At 42.4% G+C, this 20,967-nt stretch carries 21 protein-coding genes, 1 tRNA gene and 2 pseudogenes; 16 read left to right on the forward strand and 8 right to left on the reverse strand.

The window, feature by feature from the left end; all coding sequences use genetic code 11:
- Positions 1–286, forward strand: a pseudogene (locus IE039_RS06415) (transposase); the annotation flags it as partial.
- Positions 287–373: 87 nt separating this feature from the next.
- On the opposite strand, the gene IE039_RS06420 reads toward IE039_RS06415, so the two are convergent.
- Genes IE039_RS06420 through IE039_RS06430 form a run of 3 tightly spaced genes read right to left on the reverse strand, consistent with a single transcriptional unit; the run spans position 374 to position 2,963 of the window.
- A complete protein-coding gene (locus IE039_RS06420) occupies positions 374–838 on the reverse strand; it encodes a hypothetical protein (RefSeq protein WP_010005839.1) in 465 nt (154 codons plus the stop codon).
- 12 nt (positions 839–850) lie between these two features.
- The gene (locus tag IE039_RS06425; protein ID WP_189428927.1) at positions 851–2,077 is read right to left on the reverse strand and encodes an ABC transporter permease; all 1,227 of its coding nucleotides are present in this window, start codon (positions 2,075–2,077) and stop codon (positions 851–853) included.
- Complete coding sequence (locus IE039_RS06430; RefSeq protein WP_010005838.1) at positions 2,070–2,963, reverse strand: ABC transporter ATP-binding protein; 894 nt, start codon at positions 2,961–2,963, stop codon at positions 2,070–2,072. The genes IE039_RS06425 and IE039_RS06430 overlap by 8 nt, the downstream gene beginning before the upstream one ends.
- Positions 2,964–3,282: 319 nt before the next feature.
- Here IE039_RS06430 and IE039_RS06435 point away from each other — a divergent pair.
- Positions 3,283–3,354 (forward strand) — tRNA-Glu (locus IE039_RS06435).
- A gap of 427 nt (positions 3,355–3,781) precedes the next feature.
- On the opposite strand, the gene IE039_RS06440 is transcribed toward IE039_RS06435, so the two are convergent.
- Complete coding sequence (locus tag IE039_RS06440; RefSeq protein ID WP_010004887.1) at positions 3,782–3,937, reverse strand: hypothetical protein; 156 nt, start codon at positions 3,935–3,937, stop codon at positions 3,782–3,784.
- Positions 3,938–4,013: 76 nt separating this feature from the next.
- The gene (locus IE039_RS06445) at positions 4,014–4,604 is read right to left on the reverse strand and encodes a DUF4352 domain-containing protein (RefSeq protein ID WP_010004886.1); all 591 of its coding nucleotides are present in this window, start codon (positions 4,602–4,604) and stop codon (positions 4,014–4,016) included.
- A 338-nt stretch (positions 4,605–4,942) separates the two neighbouring features.
- Here IE039_RS06445 and IE039_RS06450 point away from each other — a divergent pair, with 338 nt between their 5' ends.
- A complete protein-coding gene (locus tag IE039_RS06450; RefSeq protein ID WP_010004893.1) occupies positions 4,943–5,224 on the forward strand; it encodes a DUF2087 domain-containing protein in 282 nt (93 codons plus the stop codon).
- 113 nt (positions 5,225–5,337) lie between these two features.
- Here the strand turns inward: IE039_RS06450 and IE039_RS06455 are convergent, their stop codons facing one another.
- The gene (locus IE039_RS06455; RefSeq protein ID WP_229782847.1) at positions 5,338–6,435 is read right to left on the reverse strand and encodes a DNA/RNA non-specific endonuclease; all 1,098 of its coding nucleotides are present in this window, start codon (positions 6,433–6,435) and stop codon (positions 5,338–5,340) included.
- 235 nt (positions 6,436–6,670) lie between these two features.
- Here IE039_RS06455 and IE039_RS06460 point away from each other — a divergent pair.
- A pseudogene (locus tag IE039_RS06460) lies at positions 6,671–6,897 on the forward strand (CsbD family protein).
- Between the two features lie 45 nt (positions 6,898–6,942).
- On the opposite strand, the gene IE039_RS06465 reads toward IE039_RS06460, so the two are convergent.
- On the reverse strand, positions 6,943–7,488 hold the full coding sequence (locus tag IE039_RS06465) for a GNAT family N-acetyltransferase (RefSeq protein WP_010002208.1): 546 nt from the start codon (positions 7,486–7,488) through the stop codon (positions 6,943–6,945).
- Between the two features lie 220 nt (positions 7,489–7,708).
- On the opposite strand from IE039_RS06465, the gene IE039_RS06470 reads away from it, so the two are divergent.
- The 7 genes from IE039_RS06470 to IE039_RS06500 all read left to right on the forward strand — a co-directional run bounded on the left by IE039_RS06470 (position 7,709) and on the right by IE039_RS06500 (position 11,706).
- Positions 7,709–7,990 carry a lactococcin 972 family bacteriocin gene (locus tag IE039_RS06470; RefSeq protein ID WP_010001436.1) on the forward strand — a complete coding sequence of 94 codons (282 nt, stop codon included), beginning with the start codon at positions 7,709–7,711 and terminating at the stop codon, positions 7,988–7,990.
- 15 nt (positions 7,991–8,005) lie between these two features.
- Positions 8,006–8,941: a hypothetical protein gene (locus IE039_RS06475; protein WP_010001434.1), complete on the forward strand. Its 936-nt coding sequence runs from the start codon at positions 8,006–8,008 to the stop codon at positions 8,939–8,941.
- 24 nt (positions 8,942–8,965) lie between these two features.
- Positions 8,966–10,012, forward strand: coding sequence for a bacteriocin-associated integral membrane family protein (locus tag IE039_RS06480; RefSeq protein WP_010002206.1), 1,047 nt, complete (start codon positions 8,966–8,968; stop codon positions 10,010–10,012).
- Complete coding sequence (locus tag IE039_RS08495; protein ID WP_010002205.1) at positions 10,009–10,209, forward strand: ATP-binding cassette domain-containing protein; 201 nt, start codon at positions 10,009–10,011, stop codon at positions 10,207–10,209. The genes IE039_RS06480 and IE039_RS08495 overlap by 4 nt, the downstream gene beginning before the upstream one ends.
- Positions 10,210–10,214: 5 nt before the next feature.
- Entirely contained in the window at positions 10,215–10,634 is a 420-nt protein-coding gene (locus IE039_RS08500) for an ATP-binding cassette domain-containing protein (protein WP_189428930.1), read from the forward strand.
- A gap of 96 nt (positions 10,635–10,730) precedes the next feature.
- Positions 10,731–11,288, forward strand: coding sequence for a GNAT family N-acetyltransferase (locus IE039_RS06495; protein WP_010002202.1), 558 nt, complete (start codon positions 10,731–10,733; stop codon positions 11,286–11,288).
- A 97-nt stretch (positions 11,289–11,385) separates the two neighbouring features.
- Positions 11,386–11,706 carry a DMT family transporter gene (locus tag IE039_RS06500; RefSeq protein WP_010002201.1) on the forward strand — a complete coding sequence of 107 codons (321 nt, stop codon included), beginning with the start codon at positions 11,386–11,388 and terminating at the stop codon, positions 11,704–11,706.
- 62 nt (positions 11,707–11,768) lie between these two features.
- On the opposite strand, the gene IE039_RS06505 is transcribed toward IE039_RS06500, so the two are convergent.
- The gene (locus IE039_RS06505; protein ID WP_010002200.1) at positions 11,769–13,682 is read right to left on the reverse strand and encodes a sugar MFS transporter; all 1,914 of its coding nucleotides are present in this window, start codon (positions 13,680–13,682) and stop codon (positions 11,769–11,771) included.
- A 169-nt stretch (positions 13,683–13,851) separates the two neighbouring features.
- On the opposite strand from IE039_RS06505, the gene IE039_RS06510 reads away from it, so the two are divergent.
- The 5 genes from IE039_RS06510 to IE039_RS06530 all read left to right on the forward strand — a co-directional run bounded on the left by IE039_RS06510 (position 13,852) and on the right by IE039_RS06530 (position 20,963).
- On the forward strand, positions 13,852–14,868 hold the full coding sequence (locus IE039_RS06510) for a LacI family DNA-binding transcriptional regulator (RefSeq protein WP_010002199.1): 1,017 nt from the start codon (positions 13,852–13,854) through the stop codon (positions 14,866–14,868).
- Between the two features lie 70 nt (positions 14,869–14,938).
- Positions 14,939–17,152: an alpha-galactosidase gene (locus tag IE039_RS06515; RefSeq protein ID WP_010002198.1), complete on the forward strand. Its 2,214-nt coding sequence runs from the start codon at positions 14,939–14,941 to the stop codon at positions 17,150–17,152.
- A 46-nt stretch (positions 17,153–17,198) separates the two neighbouring features.
- Positions 17,199–18,377, forward strand: a complete 1,179-nt coding sequence (locus IE039_RS06520; protein WP_010002197.1) for a galactokinase — start codon at positions 17,199–17,201, stop codon at positions 18,375–18,377.
- A gap of 9 nt (positions 18,378–18,386) precedes the next feature.
- On the forward strand, positions 18,387–19,907 hold the full coding sequence (locus IE039_RS06525; RefSeq protein WP_010002195.1) for a UDP-glucose--hexose-1-phosphate uridylyltransferase: 1,521 nt from the start codon (positions 18,387–18,389) through the stop codon (positions 19,905–19,907).
- A 21-nt stretch (positions 19,908–19,928) separates the two neighbouring features.
- Complete coding sequence (locus IE039_RS06530) at positions 19,929–20,963, forward strand: aldose epimerase family protein (protein ID WP_010002194.1); 1,035 nt, start codon at positions 19,929–19,931, stop codon at positions 20,961–20,963.
- The last annotated feature ends 4 nt before the right edge of the window (positions 20,964–20,967 follow it).

The following is a 20,967-nucleotide window of genomic DNA, read 5'->3' on the forward strand; positions in this document are numbered from 1 at the left end:
ACTGCCAAAACTTTCGTATCGTACAACAATTCACACGGATCAAGGCTGGCAATATCGCCACAGAACATAGCATAAAACACTAAAGAAAAACCGCATTATCCAAAGTATGTCGCGTCGTGCAACTGCTCTAGACAATGCGGTTATGGAAAGCTTCTTTAATAAGCTTAAAGTTGAAATCGGGCCACTAAACAAGTATTCATCAGCTAAAGCGTTGATAGATGCCGTTAAAAAGTGGATACTATATTACAACAACACACGCATCCAAACAAAATTAAACGGCCACTAACCGGTAGAATACCGACAAATGGCCGCTTGATTAGCTAAAATATTTTACTTTAACTTTTTGGGTACACCACACATTGTCGTAGTTTTTTTATTGCGTCAGTTGTTGATCTTGGGCAATGATCCATGCATTGAGGTCGGAATCATCAATGCGGGTGGGGTGTTGTTTCAAAAATTGCCGGTAAAGTGTGGCAATACGTTTGCTAAAAATGAGTGTATTGGGTGGTGTCAGTGAATCATCGAGTAGCTGATAAGAACGAATCGCATAACTGATAAATGCCAGTGTTTGGGCTAACTCGTTATCGGATAATCCATGTGCTTCTGACAGATAGTGTTGGCGTGCGGCATAGCCTAGGGCTTGTTGAAAGCGATTTAAGTTATCCGGCTCAATCTGGCCCTCGGGGCCGATGGCAATCATGGTTGCTTTGAAGCTGGCAATCGCATCTGGTGTCGCTTTGTTGGTGAGTTCAAAACGTTGAAAGGGTATCCCGTCCGATGTGGTGCGGGTTTCAAAGGTATACCATTTTTTATTGGTGAGAAAGAAAGGCGTTGTCATAAGGACCTCAGTTTAATCGTGGTGTTTGATGTTTCTGATGAGTTGCGCCATAATCTTGTCATCGCTGTATGACAAGACGTTTTTCGCGTAAATACCACGGCCAAACCAAGCTAGAAGGACTAGCGCAATGGCCGACAAAGCCAGGGCCACAATGGCAGCTGGCCAGGATTCGACCTTGGTAACCAGGCGGACAGGCATCATACTTTGTGAAATAAATGGGACGTAACTTAAAATTTTAATCACGATATTATTTGGCATGTTAGTCATAAAGTAACTAAAGAAATAACCAATCATGGCCAGCACCGTCACGGGACCAACAGCTTGTTGAACTTGTGAATTATCATTAACGAGGGAGGCAATAATTGCCGTCAGCACGAGATACAAGGCCACGGCTACTAGAATAAAGCAAACAGCATAAACAGTAAATCCTACCGTAATACCGGAGAAGTTATGCGCAATCTCAGCAACTGCTGCATTATTTTTAAAGATAAGATAGGCAATAATACCGGCAACCAAGTAAAGGAGCATGTGTGTGAGTGTTAGCGCAAAAATACCAATAATTTTACCGAAATATTGAATATTTGATGATGTCGCAGCCAACAAGGTCTCCATAATACGTGACGACTTTTCGTTGGCGATTTCTGTGGCAATCATTGAGGTATACCACATCACGATGACCATCGTGATCACGCCAATGGCAACAGCAATGCCGTAGTTGGCCATTGATGAATTATCGCCATTTGTGGTACGGTTGTCAGCTTGCTTGACGACAGACTTTAACTGATAAGGCTGTATCAATGCTTGGGTCTGTTCAGGTGTGAGACCGTACTGGGCCGCTTTTTGTGTGCGGGCCAGGTTACCTAAGACACTGCTGATTGCCTCTTGATTGATTTTATTACTCTTAGGATGTGTCGTGAGCGTGGCACCATTAGCATTAAAAGTCAGCACACCGTCAAGGGTTTGCTTGTCGAGTGCTTTGTTTGCTTGTGCTTGTGTTGTTATACGTGATACTTTCAGGTCGAGGCTTTTTTCGCTTTTAATCATGACTTGGCGTACAGCAGGATTACCAATGACGGCTACATTTGGAGTGGTATTGCCTTGCATTTTTGTAATGCCAGAGACAATCGCGGCAATGATGCTAGCAAAAATAATTGGCGAAAGGACCAAAAGCCAATAACCGCGCGATTTGAAATGATTACGGTACGTCTGTTTAATGACGATCATGAGTCCATTAGGCATTGTGAGCGACCTCCTGTCGGAAAATATCATCTAGTGTTGGGGGTTGTTGAGAGAAGGCCGGAATGTAGCCGTTTCGGGTAACATAGTTGAAAATATCATGACCCACAGCTTCATCTGTGACAACGAGGTCAAAGCCTGCGCTGCGTGGGGTGACACTAACAACCCCTGATAACTGGGCCAACTCGGCTTGTGTGAAGGGTCCTTCAACGTAGATTTTTGTCCGACCAAACTGTTCACGAATTTCTTGCACGCCGCCTTGTAGAATAACTTCACCTTTTTTGAGCATGGTGAGTTGGTCTGAAATTTTTGTGACGTTGTCCATGTCATGACTTGAAAAAATAATCATGACACCTTGATCGCGCATCCGGATGATTTCGTTCATCATGATGCTGGTGTTGACAGGATCAAGCCCAGAAAAGGGTTCATCTAAAATGATAAATTCAGGATTGAAAATGAGCGAGGCAATCATTTGGACTTTTTGCGCATTACCTTTTGACAAAGACTGCACTTTGTCCGTTGCTTTGCCCACAACATCAAGTCTTTTGAGCCAATCAGCTAGTGCTGTTCGGGCATCTGCTCGTCGCATGCCGTGTAGTTCAGCGAAGTATAGTATTTGCTCTTCAATCGTTAACTTTTGATACAAGCCACGCTCTTCAGGGAGAAAGCCAATACGTTGTTTATCCTGTTGCGTGATGGGATGATTATCCCAAGTGATTGTGCCGGAAGTCGGCGTAATGAAGTTAAGAATCATACGGAAAGTCGTCGTTTTACCGGCACCGTTTTGTCCGATTAACCCCATTACTTGACCGGGCTCAAGTGTCATGTTTAATTGGTTAACGGCTAATTTGCTGTTGAACTTCTTAGTGAGTTGGGTCAGTTGGATCATACTGTGCTCCTTATGTTAACTGCGTCTGTAACGATTTAAAGGGGGGGATTGTGGCTCAAAGTTCGTCATATAAATGATACGAATTTTTGTTTTGTTGCTTTGCCGACACTTGCCGTATTTGGCTAATTATCTACAAGTCATCAGTCACGTATTATACAATTGATACTTTGAGTGTAGCGAACTTAACATTAAATGTAAAGGCAATGGCCAAATGCGGGATTGGTGGCTGCTAGCATTGTTAAGCTTCATCGCACGAGTCGGTTTTTTTTATTGCTTGTTGACGAGGCAGTATTTTTTCGGTATACTTATATTTTGTTATGGCGCTATGGTCAAGTGGTTAAGACGTCGGCTTCTCAGGCCGAAATCGAGGGTTCGATCCCCTCTAGCGCTATTCTAGCCGTTCTATCAGGTTTATTGATAGGGCGGCTTTTTTGTGTTAAAACGTCCAGTTTAGTGATTATTGCTTATCTCGATATTTGTTTAAACAAAGCAAATATATCAGAACAATTGAATAGATGCACAGCCATTTGTAATAAAAATCACCCTGTGTGATGAACAGGTTCAAGATAAAGCCGATTAGCAATATACTTAAAATAAATACGATATATTGTGTTGACCGTAATTGATTGACAAACTTGACGACACCATCATTTTTAGCTTTTTGTTTTTCAAAAATAAAATTGAATAAATTGAAAATTAAGAACCAAAAAATGAGCGTCATGATGAATTTGACTGTTAAATATAGCATGATATCCCTTTCTAAAAATCACGTCTTATGATCGAGTAGGTGATGTTTGTTGTGACCCGAGTGAACCGTATCAGCGCAATAGTCGATATGCTAAAATGATCAGTCCGATAATGAGCAAGGCATAACCGATATATTTTTGATAGGTTTGGCGTGGGTTTGGTTTTTTTGATGCGCCAATCAGTAGGGCAGCAAACAATAGAAAAATAACTTGTACTGTTGTCGTCATAATCATCTCCTGTGTGCGATCAGAACGTGGTGGTTAGCCTATATATGTATATGTACGCCCAAAAGGGCATAAAGGATTAGTCGAGGTCAAAGGTAATTTTCTCATCTTTTGAGAATAGTGACCCTGTGTAAATTAGCTTGAGTTTATCTGTTTGGACGGCTTGACCGACGAGTGTACCAGTAACGGAAGCGCCCTTAGTCAGGTCACCAGACTTCAAATCATCGCCCACAACTTTGTGACCATTATCATCTAGCACAATTTCGGTTAAATCAGTTTGGTTGCCATTGTCGTCCAATTTGAAATCTAATGGATTGTAGCTGACTTTGTTGCGATCGACATTAGTAATAGTAACATTCACCATCACGAACATCTTGCCAGAATCTGGTGTTGAAATTGAACTACCGTTATAATAGTCCACTTTATTGAGTTTTAAAGTAACGCCATCTGCCTTGACAGTGTCACCAACTTTGAATGTCTTGTGGTTAACCTTAGCTGAAGAAGTTGTTTTATGTTCAGAGGAAACCTTTTTTGCGCTGTCGTCAGCGCGACCAATTGCCGCAATCACAAGTACGACAATGATCGCTAGCGTCCAAAACCAACCACGCTTATAAAATGGCTTCTTTTGAACGTCTGTGTTGCCATTCTCATCAACAATCTTTTTCGCCATGAAAAAATCTCTCCTTAGCCTTTTAGTGTGGTTGCTCAGCACATGTGATGTTAGGGATTACAGGCTAGTTAACATGTTTGGTAAATGTTCAACGTTTAGCATTTTAAGACACAGTAACTCACCGGATTGCGTCGGTGTTAGATAAACTTAAATAGGAAAATGATATTTTATATTGCAATTTTATTATTAAACCAGTATTGTGTCAACGCAATCTGACACATGCACGCATTAATCAAGTCGCTAATCAGGGCTTATCGATTTTACTAGAATTAAAATTTAATGAGGTTCATAATAGAGACAACTTAATATTAGAATTGCAGAAAAACGGGAGGGAACAAATGACACAGGGGATTACAGCCTATTTAAATGACGATGGGGTCTTGATACAATGGCCAGCGAAATACCATAAAAAGCGTGACGTGATTGCTTATTTAGCCAGTAAGTTTGACAGTGATAAAACGTACGATGAACAGGACGTTAATTTAGTATTGCGGCGTTGGTCCGATTATGCGGACTATCCACTGCTAAGACGCGCATTAGTAGATTTTGGTTTGCTAACAAGAGATGCTTATGGACGAACGTATCAATTGTCATCCGAAGTAAATAGTTTAGAAAACTAGTAACCGTGCTTGAGTAATTTTAAAGACGTGTTGTGATCAGCACACGTTCGCAGATGATGACTCAAAATAAAAAAGCGCTTATGCGCTTTTTTATTTTGTCGTTGTATGGTAATTTATTGGACTTGCCAATGATAACCTGCTGGCAATGCACCACCAGGTGCAACACGTGTTGAGTGGCCTTTACGGGTTTGCCAAGTATAGCCATCTTGAATAGCCCATTTGTATGCCCCAGTATTATTAATGTTACCCGTGGCTGGTGCGGGGGCGACAGCAGTTTGGGCCGTCGCTGCCTGAGATTGCGCTGCTGCTTGTTGCGCAGCGGCCTCACTAGCGGCGCGCGCAGCACTTTCTGCAGCAGCGCTTTCCGCAGCAGCTTGAGCGGCTGCTGCTGCGTTGGCCTTAGCTTCGGCTTCAGCTTTGGCCTGGTCAGCTGCTTCTTGTTCAGCTTTTAGTGTTTTTGCTTTATTGAGTGTGTTGCGTGCGGTACCATTACTGTAATCAATAATGGCATTTGGACTATCATTATTGAGATAGACGACCGTCGCATCATCATTTCCATTTTCTTCACGATATGAGTGGAGATTAATTTTGACTTTTTCACCACGCGGATTGTAGCCAACATAAGCCAAGCGTACTTGTCGTGGTAGTAACTCATCGTTGCGATACAATGGTGTCACTTGATAATCGAGGCGATAGCCTTTGTGTGTCTTTAACCACTTGGCCAGATGATTTTCATAATAAAGCATGGATTGCTTATTAGCAGCATTCATGCTTTTAAGGGCACCGGCATTTAAATAAGCGGTTTCAGGTACTAAATTTTTAGATTCGTCATTGAGACCGCTGAATTGATAACCGACTAAATGGCCACGATTGAATAACCACTCTTTACTGATTTTACCGTTACTTTTTTCATATTTGAAACGATAGTTGTGCCAACCAACTGGATTGTAAGTCAAACGTGCTGCGCGTTTGGCAGTTGGCTTATCAGTATTAGCCAACTGAATATGTGCATCCGTTGCCCGTTGTTTGTCATCATGATCACCTAAGACAAGCTGTTTAGATTGACTGAAGGCCAACGGCCGCTGTTCTGCACCCGTCAGTGTTGCATCGCGATAGGCTTGGTCAGCGGCAACTGGGGCAATTCCCATTAAGCCAACGACACTCGAAAAAACAGCCAAAATGACTGTCCGTTTTATGTGTTGAAACATCATATTCTCCTAAATTCTCCCGAAAAATAGTAATCTGTTGAATGATCCTTTTTTAAGGAACATTTATAAGAATTATTATAAGATATTTGCAAAAAATTGTATATCTATTTTAGTTTGAGCATGATTAAAGACAACATAACCGTTTGATCATAGCGATTAGGCCCGCAATTTTTATAAATGGCAAATTTATGATAAAATAGAGGGGTACCATCAAATAAAACTCAAGGAGAACATGTTCATGTCAGTTGAAGAAAAGTTTGATAGCGCCAAGGACCAAGTTGTTGGTAAGGTGAAAGAAGTAGAAGGTAAGCTTACCGGAGATAAGGTACGTGAAGCAGAGGGTAAAGCCCAAGGCGTGGCAAGGTGAAAGATGCCGTGTCAGATGTTAAAGAAGACGTTAAGGATGCTGTTAAAGAAGCAGCCGATGACTACAAAACCGATAGCGAAAAAGAAATTGATCAATAAATTTAAAAAAGCCCAACAGGCAGTTTAGCCTGTTGGGCTTTTTGTTTAAGCACGAGACGTTAATTGTGAAAAAGGTATAAACGGTGCGGGCGTATCGGTTGGTGTTGCTAAGGATTTTTGTAACCAGGCAACATCAAGCCATTTACCATGTTTAAAACCAACTTGTGTTAGTTGGCCCACTTGGTGATACCCAAAATGTTCATGAAAAGCAATACTACGTGTATTTTCAGCAGTAATGACAGCGATGGTTTGGATAACATTTTGCTCTTTCAGATATTGTTCGAGTGCTTGGTAAAGTTGCTTGCCCACACCACGTCCCTTCGCAGTCGAGCCAACATAGACGCTGAGCTCAGCAGTCCATTGATAAGCTTCGCGTTCGTTTAAGGGGTGCGCATAGGCATAACCTAAAATTTTGTTTTTATCTTCAGCAACAAGATAGGGGTGTGTCTGTAGTGTTTTCGTGATGCGCTGTTCAAATATTTGCAGACTGGGGATGTCATATTCAAAAGTAAAGGTGCTATCCAATACGTAAGGGGCATAAATATCAAGTAACTGTTGGGCATCATTTTTGGTGGCAATTCGAATGATCATCACATACACTCCGTTTGATTAATGTTCACAGTATAGCATACGGCGCGAAGAGAAACAGCCAGTTGGTGATAAAAATACATAGCATTAATTTATTACAATGTCAATAAATTGTTTGGAGGATTAAAGTGAGAAATTTATTGACAAAAAACGACACGGTATTGTTTATCATGTTGATAACGGTTGTTAACAATACCGTTAGAAAGATGAGGTATTATTCTATATGAATAAATTTAAAAAAGTGGTGTTAACTGGTGTGATAGCTAGTGGCATTTTTTCGGGTATTAGTTTTGCCCATGCGGACCAAGTAGGTGGCGGCGATTGGCGCCATGGAGTTGGGAGTTATTACGTCTGGTCGTATTACTTTCATAATTATCGTAATCACAGTTCGTCGGTTTCTGGTCAATATTTTGCATCGAGTGGCCGAACGAGTCCAGGATATGATGCACAAGCTTCGGCTCCAAAGAGTTTGTTTGGTAATAAAGCATACTATGATTTCTGGTGATGTGGTTAAGCGCGGATGAAACGTTTACGTCAATTAAGAAATAGCATTTATATTGTCTTTATTTTCCTCGTTAGTGTGATATCTGTGACGGCCGCCATGTTGTATGCGAAGGATGCAGCTTATTTTGGCACACCGACAAATATTTCAATTGTGAATAATAGTAGTGATTTACGTACTGCCACATTAAATCAAGCGATTGCCGCGTATGCAGATACCCATGATTTAGTGATTATTAAACGCGTATATCCGAAAATTGAGGGCAAAATCATCCCGAAAAGTTATATACTTGGGCATCAAAAACAACACATGATTGGGATACCAGCCGGTAGTATTGAACATCGAAAAAATATTGCAGATCGTGATGTGTTGTCTGATTACGGTGTGTTTGGAAAAGGTAATCATCAAGCATTTTTGGCATTTTTGTCTAAAAACAATATTCAATTTATGGTGTATAATCCAACAGCTCTGTCAGCAGTAGTATCAGATCTCACAGGACAATTGGCTGTTTCACGACTAGATGTCTTGTTAGTGATGATACTCTTAGTCATTGTGATACTGAATAGTTTCATTGTTTTTAAACAACGACGGCAATTTGTGATACAACAACTTTTAAAGGGACAAACCAAGGGGACTGCCGTATTGACGATTTGGTGGTCTAACATAAAAGTCTATGTTTATACTTATCTCGTTGGGCTGCCTATTGTTGTTGGCGTTTTATGGTTATTGTTGCCGGAGATGCTCACTTATGAATTAATCATCGTTAACGTAATATTGTTACTATTTTTTGGTGCTGTTGCTGTTAGTACGCTTATCTTAACGATTTTGTTCAATCGTGGGCAACTCGTAGCGCTTCTGAAAGGACGTGGGAAGCAAATCTTGATCCCAATCGTATCTTGTATCATTTTGGCACTCACATTTATGAATTTTGTGACAACATTAGATTTGGCGTAAAAAGAGAATCGACAAATTAATTTAATGCGACAAGGGCAACAAAAGTGGGAGCAAATAGCTCATTTTTCAGTTTTAACCATGCACACAATGTCCAAACAAGATGATGTGCAGATAAAAACGAGTCACTTATTGCTGAATCAGATAGATGAATCACAACTGTTAATGAGCATGTTTGCACCATTCCAAGGACCAAAAATAACCTTGGGACGCGACCAACCTTACGCACGTGATATTTATGTAAATCCCACTTATTTTAAGTATCAACAGGTACGATCAGTTACCGGAAGACAGTTAACAGCAGATGATTTTCATGGACCTGTAACGTTATTGACGACAGAAAATTTATCGACGACACAAATACAGCAAAATTATGCAATACCGAATGGCATTGATACCGAAAATATCGTGATCAAGAAAATACAACCGACGTCAACCTATGTTTTTCTTAATGCAACGCAGGAACAGTCATTTGCCTACCAAAAACCAAAACATATACTGGTGATAAATTTTCATGCTGTACAGCGTGATGCATTAGCGCATTTAGATAACAGTGAGACAGTTGCGAAAGAAAGACCAAGTCAATCGATTGTGCAAAATTTGTTACCGTGGTTGTCACAACGCAACGTGATGGTTAACTTGGCTTCTGAGGAAAATAAGAACCAAGTTATGACGGTTTTAGGGCCGACTATTCAAGACGTTAGTAGTACGAACAAGCTGCGAGCAACCTTGAAACAAACCTACCTACTGCGTAAAAATGTTTTATTGGGTAGTTTGATACTGGCAATTTTAGTGGTGTTATTGTGTGGTTTGTTTACGATTTACATCATATTTATGGCTTATCGTCGTTCATTGTTTGTAAAACAAGTTTATGGGATATCATTTATTAATCGGTATCGTCACATTTATCTCATGCTATCGTGTGCGTTGTTACCAGGCATCCTGTACGCAACTTCAAAGCCTAGCGTCTTGATAACCGTTGTTTTTGTCATGAGTTGTCTGTTATTGTTTTTCACGTACCGCATTATGGGGAATGAAAGGCAAAGTTATTTAATACTTAAGGGAGAGTTATGACGCTAGTTTTGAAAAATGTGAGTAAGCGGTTTGGCAAACATCAGATTATTGATAATTTATCAGTTGCGTTTCAACCTGGTATGAAATATATTTTACGCGGGCGCTCTGGAGCGGGGAAATCAACAATTTTGAATATGATTGCACGTTTTGATGACGATTATCATGGCATCATAACGTATGATGCCATGATAATCTGAAAACAATCAAAAAAAGTCAGTATTATCGAGACTATTTGGGCTATCTATTTCAAAATTATGCGTTGTTAGAAGATCAAACAGTTTTTGATAATTTGGCGCTTGTTTTTCGACATCGTATTCAAAAGCAAGATACGCAAGAGATGAGACAGGCATTAGAGGCTGTGGACTTATCTAAAGCCTATTTGAAAAAGCATGTCTATGAATTATCTGGTGGTGAGCAACAACGTGTTGCAATAGCCCGCTTAATACTAAAGAAACCACGCATTATTTTGATTGATGAGCCAACAGCTGCATTAGATCACGATACTGCGACAGCAATTTTATATCAGGTATTGGATCGTTTGATTAACGACCAGACTATCATGATTGTTGCCACCCATGATCCTTTAGTTATTCAGTGGGGGGATGTGATGATTGATGTTTAACATGGGGCCTATGCTATTCGTCATTCATGATAGGGCATACAAAAAGTATCTAGTTTGCTATAATAATCGTAATTGAAAGGGCGAATAGGTTGACACATGCAGTTTAGAAATGCGACACACGAAGATATTGAGATGATTTTGACAATTGAAAATCAAGGTTTTAACCAAAATGAGGCGGGAACGAGAGACCAATATCTTGATAGAATTGCCAATTTCCCAGAAACATTTATTGTGGCTGAAGATGAACAGGCAGGTGTTCTCGGCTTCATTTGTGGACCAGCAGTCAATCAACGTTTTGTTGATGACTGGATGTATGAAGAAAATCCGAAAAATATCGCCCAAGGAGGCTATCAGACTGTACTAACGGTAGCGGTTCACCAAGCTGCCCGTGGTCTTGGTTTAGGAAGTCAATTATTGTCACAATTAACAACGCGGGCGCAAGCAGCAGGGCGTGAAGCTATCGCTTTAACTTGTTTGGCTGATCGTATTCCTTTTTATGAAAAAACGACTTTACGAATCTCGGCTCATCACAATCTACTCATGCCGGTGAGCAATGGTACAATATGGAAAAGATATTGCATCATGCCTGAATTTTTAACGTCTGGACTAGAACCAGACGTTTTTGCTATGTGGCGGGAATATTGTCTCGGTTAGATAACCATGGTAGACTGACAGTTAGGATATAACGTTGGCTAAGTCAGTTATAAATTGTCGACTAATCCAAGTGCAGCATGATTAAGGAGATAAAAATATGTCATGGGTATATCTATTGTTAGCCGGCTTATCAGAAATTTTGTGGGCGACGACGATGAAATTAAGTCAGGGTTTCACGAAAGTTGGCTGGGTGATTGTGACGATTATTGGGCTTATTGCCAGCATGGCATTTTTAATCCAAGCCGTGAAACAGCTACCCTTTAGTTTGGCCTATCCAATTTGGACAGGAATTGGCGCTGTGGGGTCTGTTGTGATGGGTGTTGTGTTGTTTCGAGATCAATTCCCGCCAGTCACCTGGTTTTTTATTGGGTTACTCATTGTCGCTATTATTGGGATAAAAATAACGGCTGGCGAATAAAATATAAAAAACGCGTAGTTGCTACAGTGACAAACTGTAGCAGCTACGCGTTTTTGATTGCGTTAATCATTAAATTCTAATAAGATATCGTTTTTGGATACTTGTGATCCAAAGGCCTTTTTAAAGGTTAATTGTGGCAAGGCATTGGCATTAGTGATCGTTACCATCACAGTGTCATCTAGCTGTGCATCTTGAATGGCCTTATCCCAGAATTCGATGAGCAAGTCACCTCTCTTCACACGTTGGCCTTTATCAAAGTAAGTAATGAATCCGGTACCTTGCATGGATACGGTGTTAATACCAATATGGATTAGCGTGACCACACCTGAATCAGATTCAATACCGACCGCATGACGTGTTGAGAAGGTTGAACGAATCACACCATCAAATGGGGCGTAAACACGGCCATCGGTTGGTTTAATGGCAAATCCTTCGCCAAGCGCACCTGAAGCAAAGGCAGGATCCGAGACGGTTGCTAAAGGTTCTAACGTACCGGCAATTGGCGCATAGTATTGTGTGTGTGCTTGATCCAAATCAATGAGATCTGACTGACTATTTTCAAACTTTTTACCCCAAGTCTTTTCGAGTTGGTCAACAATTTCGGCATGTTTGTCTTCTGTTAACGTGACACGACGATAAAAGACGAATGCACCAATTGAAACAATGATAAAGGGTAGACCAAACATAATGATTTTAAACGTGAGTTGGCCAGAAGGGGTGATCGAGCTGGCAGTTGCACCAGTTGTCATACCGGCAGCAACCGCAGTCAAACCAACCGCACCGTTTGAGATCGCACCGGCTAATTTATCTAATAAAGGCCGAACAGAAAGGGTCAAAGATTCGTCACGATGATTGAGTTTCAATTGGCCATATTCAACAGAATCAGAAATGAGCATCAAGACAACCAAGGAAACGAGGGGTTGTGGCAAGGCAAACAATTCTGCTGCAATCAATACGAGCGTTAATGAACCGCCAGCAAAGGAAAATAGGATGATGCCAGGAAGCATGATGGCAATACACCAGAAGAATAGCTTACGACGATTAAGTTTATCAGATAGGGTTGGGAATAGGGCAACGGCCACTAAGCCAGTAACAATGTTCAAGCCGGCTAAGATTGAGAAGGCACTAGAGTTACCCAGGATAAATGTGAAATAGTAAAGTTCTAACGAATTGACAAGGGCCACACCTGTTGTGTAGAGTCCGTATGCTAAAGCAATCCACATCAATTGATCGTTGTGCGTCAAAATGTGAAAGACTTGCTTGAAGGTGGTACGTTCTTTGTTTTGACGTAAGGTTGAATCAATTTCTTTAGTTCCCAGACCAACAACAATTGAACTGATCCAGGCAACAGTTGCAACAATCACGGCAAACCAGAACCAGCCTCTTGAGTCACCGGTGCCGCCATTGCTCTTCATTGAAAAGAACAATACCAGTGGCATCACCACAATGCCGACCAAGTTAGCACCGATAGTTGAGCCAATACGGGCAAGCGTTGCCGTCTTTTCACGTTCACGTGAATTCAGAGTCAAAGCGGGAATCATTGACCAGAAGCCAATATCCTTAAATGAATAGAAGATATCCATTGTGATATATACGAAGCCAAAAAGCAAGAGGTACAAAATCGGATTGCTCTTATTGATACCGCCCATATTTGTAAACAAAATGATCAGGGCAATGGAACCGATGGTCCCACCAACGACGACCCAAGGTTTAAACTTTCCCCAGCGCGTCACGGTATTATCAATCGCGTTACCAATAAAGGGATCAATAATTAATTCCATAAAACGCAGGACGAAAATAATCAGAGTGATATAACTAATCATCCGGTCGTTTTCAGTGGAATTACCGGTGTTAAACAAATGTGTCGTGACGAACATGATGAAGTACGTCGATAATGTCGCAAAGAAGACATCGTTACCAAATGCACCAAAGGCATAAGATAGACGTGATGACATAGTATGTTTGTTAGAAGGCATAGCCCGTTCTCCTTTTTAATATTAGCTAACACAAACATTGTAAGCGCTTTCAAATTAAAAGACAAGACTTTTACTAAAATTTTAGTAAAATATAGCAGTCATGATTTTTTGTAGTAGAATAAAAGATAACGATATTTTCGTGCAACTATGCACACAGTGGAGAGCGTCTATGGTAACTATCAAACAAATTGCGGAAACGGCTGGCGTGTCGTCGAGTACGGTGTCGCGTATTTTAAATGACGATACAAGCTTGTCTGTTTCATCAGCAACGCGACAGGCTGTGCTAGAAACGGCGCATAAGTTAAAATATGTGAAACGGCGCAAAGACACGTCGATGAAAAAAGTTTGTCATGTGGCTGTGATCACGGTTTTTTCGGAAGCGCGTGAGGCAACGGATGCTTATTGGCGGCAAATTTACTTAAGTATTGAAAAACATGCCCGACAGATTGGGATTGTGATTGATGATGTGATTCGTATGGCACAAGGGATTGATCAACAAACGATTGCGGCGTATGATGCCATCATTATATTAGGGGATATTTCCCAACAAGCCATTTTTACCATTAAACAAATGAATCCACATTTAGTTTTGGTTGATAGCAAAGCACATGATGATGATATTGATGTGGTTGAGCCGGAAATGGCCAAGATGACGGCGAAAATTCTAGATGATTTTTATACTGCCGGTCGTCGTCATATTGGGTTTATTGGTGGCACAAATGAATTGTTTGATCTAGATGGTACTACCAAGGGGAGTGCGGCAGACGTACGAGAAACGGTGTATCAACAATGGATTGCAGCCCATCAGCTAACACCCTATATTTACACAGGGGCTTGGCATGTTGAGACAGGGAGCCAAGGCGCTACGGCGTTATTAGATGACGAACCAGACATTGATGCGCTGTTGGTTGCCTCGGATCCAATTGCCATTGGCGCTATCAATGCGTTGAAAATGCGCGGACTTGAGCCTGGCAAAGACATTGATGTTGTCAGTTTTGATAATTTAGAATTGGCTGCTTACTTGGTACCAGCTTTAACAACTGTTGATTTAAAGCCAGAAATATTAGGGCAACAAGCGCTCATACAGGCTTGTGATTTAGCCCAAAATAAGCGGGATTGGGCAGTTTGGACAACGATTCCAAGTCGGTTGATTTATCGCGAAACGCTTACGGCAACGAAAAAGTAAGCGTTTACATTTTAGTAAAATAATGATACTATATGCTTGTGGTTTAGTAAAAATTTTCTGGAGGAAGACAATGACTAGTGCAAAAATTTTTTTTGACACTGAAAACAAGGTTTTTCATCTGAAAAATGATCAAATATCGTATCTTTTTCAAGTTGAGACGGGGGACATTTTAAGTCATCTCTATTTTGGCCGTCAGATAGCAACATATCATGATCAACGGCGTTATCCAAGAATCGATCGCGGTTTTTCACCGAATCTTGCTGGCGATCCTGGGCAAGTCGATCGTGGCTATTCAAAAGATACGTTACGTCAGGAGTTCTCAGGCTTTGATACGGGTGATTTTCGGCAACCGGCTGTCGTGATTCGGGCTGAAAATGGTGCGCAAGCAACAGATTTTCGTTATGTCGATTATGAGATACAAGCGGGTAAACCAAACTTAGCGGATTTGCCACAAACTTATGTCCTAGCACCTGAAGAAGCCAAAACGCTGATTGTCCGGTTAGTTGATGCGACGTTAGATGCGGAACTGTACTTGTCTTACACCATCTTCGCCGATCGGCCAGTGATTGCCCGCACGGCAAAACTCATCAACCGTGGGACCCAAACATTGCAAGTAGAAAAATTAGCGTCAGTACAACTAGACGTCATTGAAAATCAACTAGAAGTTATTGCTCTACATGGCGCACATTTACGCGAACGTCAGGTTGAGCGGAAAAGTTTGCCGCATGGTATGACATCATTTGCCAGTCATCGTGGTGGTAGCTCACATCATATGAATCCCTTCATTGCATTAGTCGCACCAGAGACATCGGAAGATAGTGGCACGGCGATTGGGGTACAACTGGTGCATTCCGGTAATCATCAATTCACGCTGGAAAAAGACTATGTGGATCAGGTGCGTGTCCTGGCAGGCATTAACGAACAAGGCTTTAGTTGGCAATTATTGCCAGACGAAGCCTTCCAAGCCCCTGAAGCCTTACTCGTCTATTCGGAGGCTGGCTTGAACGGTATGTCGCAAGCTTATCATCACTTATTGCGTGAACGCGTCGCTCGAGGACGCTTCCAATATGCACCGCGCCCCATTGTCATTAATAATTGGGAAGCGACGTATTTCAATTTTGATGCGGAAAAAATTGATCATATTGTGGACCAAGCCGCACCGCTAGGTATTGAAATGTTTGTGTTAGACGATGGCTGGTTTGGTCATCGTGATGCGGATACAAGTTCTTTGGGTGATTGGTATGAATACGCTGATAAACTCAAATCGGGCGGAGGATTAGCCGGTATTTCGCAACGTGTGCATGATCGTGGCATGCAGTTTGGGATTTGGATTGAGCCAGAAATGGTTTCAAAAGATTCACAGCTTTATCAAGCGCACCCAGATTATGCGATTCAAATTCCCAATCGGGATATGACACCTAGTCGTGATCAGTATGTCTTAGACTTTTCGCGTCAAGAAGTGGTGGATGCGATTTACGACCAAATTGCCGCCATTTTGGACGACATCCCAATTGATTATATTAAATGGGATATGAATCGCCATTTAACCGAGTTGTATTCTGCAGCCTTACCAGCAGCGCAACAAGGAGAAGTGGCGCACCGTTATGTATTAGGCGTGTATCAGTTAGCTGAACGGCTCACCACAGCCTATCCAGATATCTTGTTTGAAGGCTGTTCTGGTGGTGGACGCTTTGATGCCGGTATGTTGTATTATTTCCCGCAATCATGGGCGTCAGATAATACCGATCCGGTTGACCGGTTGAAAATCCAATATGGTACATCTTTGAGTTATCCCATTTCAAGCATGACAGCACATGTATCAGCTTCGCCAAATCATCAGACTGGTCGTCTGAGCAGTTTGACCATGCGCGGGGATGTTGCCATGGCGGGTGTCTTTGGCTACGAACTCGATCTCAGCCAACTATCAGATACCGATAAAACGCAAATTAGTGAACAGGTGGCGTTTTACAAAACGCATCGTGACTTAATTCAGTATGGCGACTTCTATCGCATTCAGTCACCTTTTGAAAGCAATGATGTCGCTTGGCAGTTTGTCAGTGCAGATAAAACGGAAACGCTACTGTTCCAGTATCGTGTGCTATTTGAAGGACAACCACCATTGCATTTGACCAAACTCAGCCATTTGGCACCGGATAAAACTTATCTTGAACCAGCTACTGGTCAAGTATTTAGCGGGGATGAACTGATGACTGTTGGCTTCTACAATGTACCATTGCAACAGGCTGACTTTACTTCACGTGTACGCTATTTTAAGCAAGTATAGGCATGTGATCATGGTTTGAAGTTAGTACGCATGAAAGGAAAAACAAATGACAACAATTTATGATGAACTCGCAAATGTCTATCACACCGAGTTTCAAACACAACCAACCGACAAATTCTTCTCACCAGGTCGGATTAATTTGATTGGGGAACATACGGATTATAATGGGGGCCATGTTTTCCCAGCAGCGATTACCTTGGGCACTTATGGGGTCGCCGGTAAGCGTACCGATAAACTGGTCAAGTTGTATTCGACCAATATGCCCGAGGCTGGTGTGATTACATTTGAGATTGATGATGAAAGTAAGTTGCCACATGGGTCATGGGGCAACTTCGTTAAAGGTGTGTTGCAAGCCTTACGTGGGTACGGCAATAAGTTTGAGACGGGATTTGAATTGGTCATTTCTGGCAATATTCCCAATGGTTCAGGTCTCTCATCGTCATCATCATTAGAATTATTGATTGGGGTGGTCGCCAAAAAATTGTATGACTTAAAGGTTCCCCGATTACAATTAGTGGCGAGTGGGCAACGGGCTGAAAATGACTTTGTTGGTGTTAATACTGGGATTATGGATCAGTTTGCGATTGGTTTTGGTGAGGCGGATCACGCCATTTACTTGGATACGAACACGATGATTTATGAGATGATCCCGACGCACTTAGGGGATCATGTGATTGTCATCATGAATACCAATAAACGGCGTGAATTAGCCGATTCAAAATACAATGAGCGTGTGCGTGAAACGCAAGCGGCGGTCGTTGATTTACAACAAAAGCTCAACATTCAATTCCTCGGGCAATTGGATATTGCAACGTTTGATCAAAATGCGGCGTTGATTACGGATGAGACGGTTCGCCGCCGTGCGCGTCATGCAGTCTATGAAAATGAACGGACGCAAGAGGCGGTGAAAGCCCTCCAAGCCAATCATTTGGTTGAATTTGGGCAATTGATGAATGCCTCACACCAATCGCTAAAAGCAGATTATGAAGTCACAGGACTTGAACTTGATACCTTGGCTGAAACGGCACAACAGGTACCTGGTGTCTTAGGCGCACGAATGACTGGAGCTGGTTTTGGTGGTTGTGCAATTGCCTTAGTGCATCGTGATGCAGTCGCGACACTGGAAAAAACAGTCGGCGAGCGCTATGAAACGGTGGTGGGGTATGCGCCATCATTTTATGCGGCTAACATTGGCACGGGTGCACATTGGGTTGGCGAAATTTGAGGTGACACGATGAATCGAAATGGCTTAATCACGGTCTTTGTCCAGCGGGTTATTGCGGCAACAGACTATACCGAACTAGATGAGACCTATTTAATTAATCAGGTACTGGGCTGGCTTGGGGAAGCAGACTATCAAACACCAACCACATTGACCCCTTGGGAAGATACGGACACCTTAACCTTGTTGGATGCGTTAATTCGCGTGGCCGACACGAACGGGACATTGGCGCATCGTGAGATGAACGCGGATATGGTCGGTGCCCAATTGATGGCCCTCTTTGTGCCACGACCTTCTGAGGTGAACCGGATTTTTTGGGAAAAATACGCTAGTGCACCCGCTGCTGCTACGGACTACTTGTTTGCCTTATCACGCCGGAGTAACTACATTAAGACACGTGAAATTGGTCAAAATATCTCGTTTCCGGTCACGACAAAATATGGGGCGTTACAAATCACGATTAATTTGTCGAAACCAGAAAAAGATCCCAAGATGATTGCGGCAGCGTTGCAGGCTCAAAAAAATACGCCCGTCAATTATCCAGTGTCGCAATTATCTCATGATAATGAAGGCTACTGGGGGCGACTAGATTATCCAGCACGGGCAAATCATCGGGTGGTGGCGTTGACTTTGGGTGGGGAACCCTGGTTTTTCCAATATTCACCGTATGCCTATTTTAATGAACACGCAATTATCTTTTCAAAAACGATTCGACCAATGCGTGTCGATGTGGCGCATTTGGCAAAATTATTAGAGTTTGTCACGTTATTTCCGGATTATTTTATCGGGTCCAATGCGGACTTGCCCATTGTCGGTGGCTCTATTCTAACGCATGATCATTTCCAGGCGGGACGTTACGACTTACCAATGGCTCAGGCTACCATTAAGACGCCAATCACGCTGCCGGGGTGTCAAGTTGCGTCAGCTGGGGTGTTAAATTGGCCGATGACGGTGATTCGTTTGGCCGATGAAAACCAAGCCAACTTGCTACAAGCTGCCCAACAAATTATGACGACTTGGGCGCATTATAGTGATCCTGCGTTAGACATTCGTGCTTTTGATGCGCAGGGCGAACGGCATCATACCGTAACGCCCATTGCGCGCTATCGTGACGGACGCTACGAACTTGATTTAGTGTTGCGGGATAATAACGTATCGGAGACGTATCCTGATGGTATTTTCCATCCCCACGCCGATGTCCAACATATTAAACAAGAAAATATTGGTTTAATTGAGGTCATGGGCTTGGCGATCTTACCACCAAGGTTAAAGACCGAACTTGAGGTTGTTAAGGCCTACTTATTAGGCCAAGTTGACCAGGTGGCACCAAAGCATCAATTGTGGGCTGAAACATTGCGTGCCAACACCACCATTACGCCCGATAATGTCAACGCTATCATTGATGACAGTGTCGGACACATTTTTGAGCAGGTTTTAGAAGATGCGGGTGTCTATAAACATGACGCTGCCGGAGAAGCTGGTTTGGCACGTTTCCTGCAGGCCGTGGCCCAAAATGTACAAGTATCAGATTAAAAAGTTGAAAGGAAAATCATCATGGAAATTTTAACCCAACCGTTTGGTGCACAAGCAACAAGCTACACCTTAATCAACGATCATGGCGTGGCCTTAAGTGTAACGGATTTTGGCGCGCGAATTGTGAGTTTGCGCGTGCCACTTGCGACTGGTGAACGTGAGTTGGTATTAGGTTTTGATAGTGCGGAAGAATATCAACAAAAAGATACCTTTATTGGGGCCACAATTGGCCGTGTTGCTGGTCGGATTGCTGGGGCACATTGGGCACACGATGGTGTCGATTACCAGTTTGAAGCTAATGAAAATGACAACACCTTACACAGTGGTGTCATTGGTTTTGACCAACGCTACTGGCAAGCTGCACCACAGGTGACGGCAACAGAGGCAAGGGTTGTGTTTACTTATGTCAGTGAAGACGGGGAAAATGGTTTTCCTGGCCAAGTGACGGTGAACGTGACCTATGCTTTGGCTAATGATAACGTCTGGCGGTTAACGTATGAGGCTGTGACAGATACGCCAACACTCTTTAACCCAACGAACCATGTCTACTTTAACTTGACGGGTGACCCATCACAAAGTGTTGCAGCACATCAACTTAAGATTGTGGCTGATACCTTTGCGCCTATTGGTGACAAGAATTTAACGACTGGGGAAATACGGTCAGTAGCTGGGACAAGTTTTGATTTTCGTGCGGCAAAACCAGTTGGTACGACGATTGAGAGCACCGATGACCAACATCAACGGGTTGGCCATGGGCTTGATCATCCATTTTTGCTACAAGATACGCAGGGAGCACCGCAAGCTGAACTGCTGTCACCAGATGGTTTGGTGCGCGTTGCCATGACCACGACGGCACCGGCAGTGGTGGTCTTTACGGGTAATTTTGGTACAGATTTCACGCTGCCAATGCGCCAATCACAGATGAAAAACCATGGTGGCATTACGCTAGAGACGCAAGCAGTACCTGGCGCTGAACGTTTTGCGTCATATGGTGATATTATGCTGACACCAGCATCACCTTATCAGCAAGTTACCGAATTTAAGCTGGACTTTTAAAGTT

Origin of the sequence: Leuconostoc lactis KCTC 3528 = DSM 20202, assembly GCF_014651235.1 — a bacterium.
GTDB classification, from domain to species: Bacteria; Bacillota; Bacilli; order Lactobacillales; family Lactobacillaceae; genus Leuconostoc; species Leuconostoc lactis.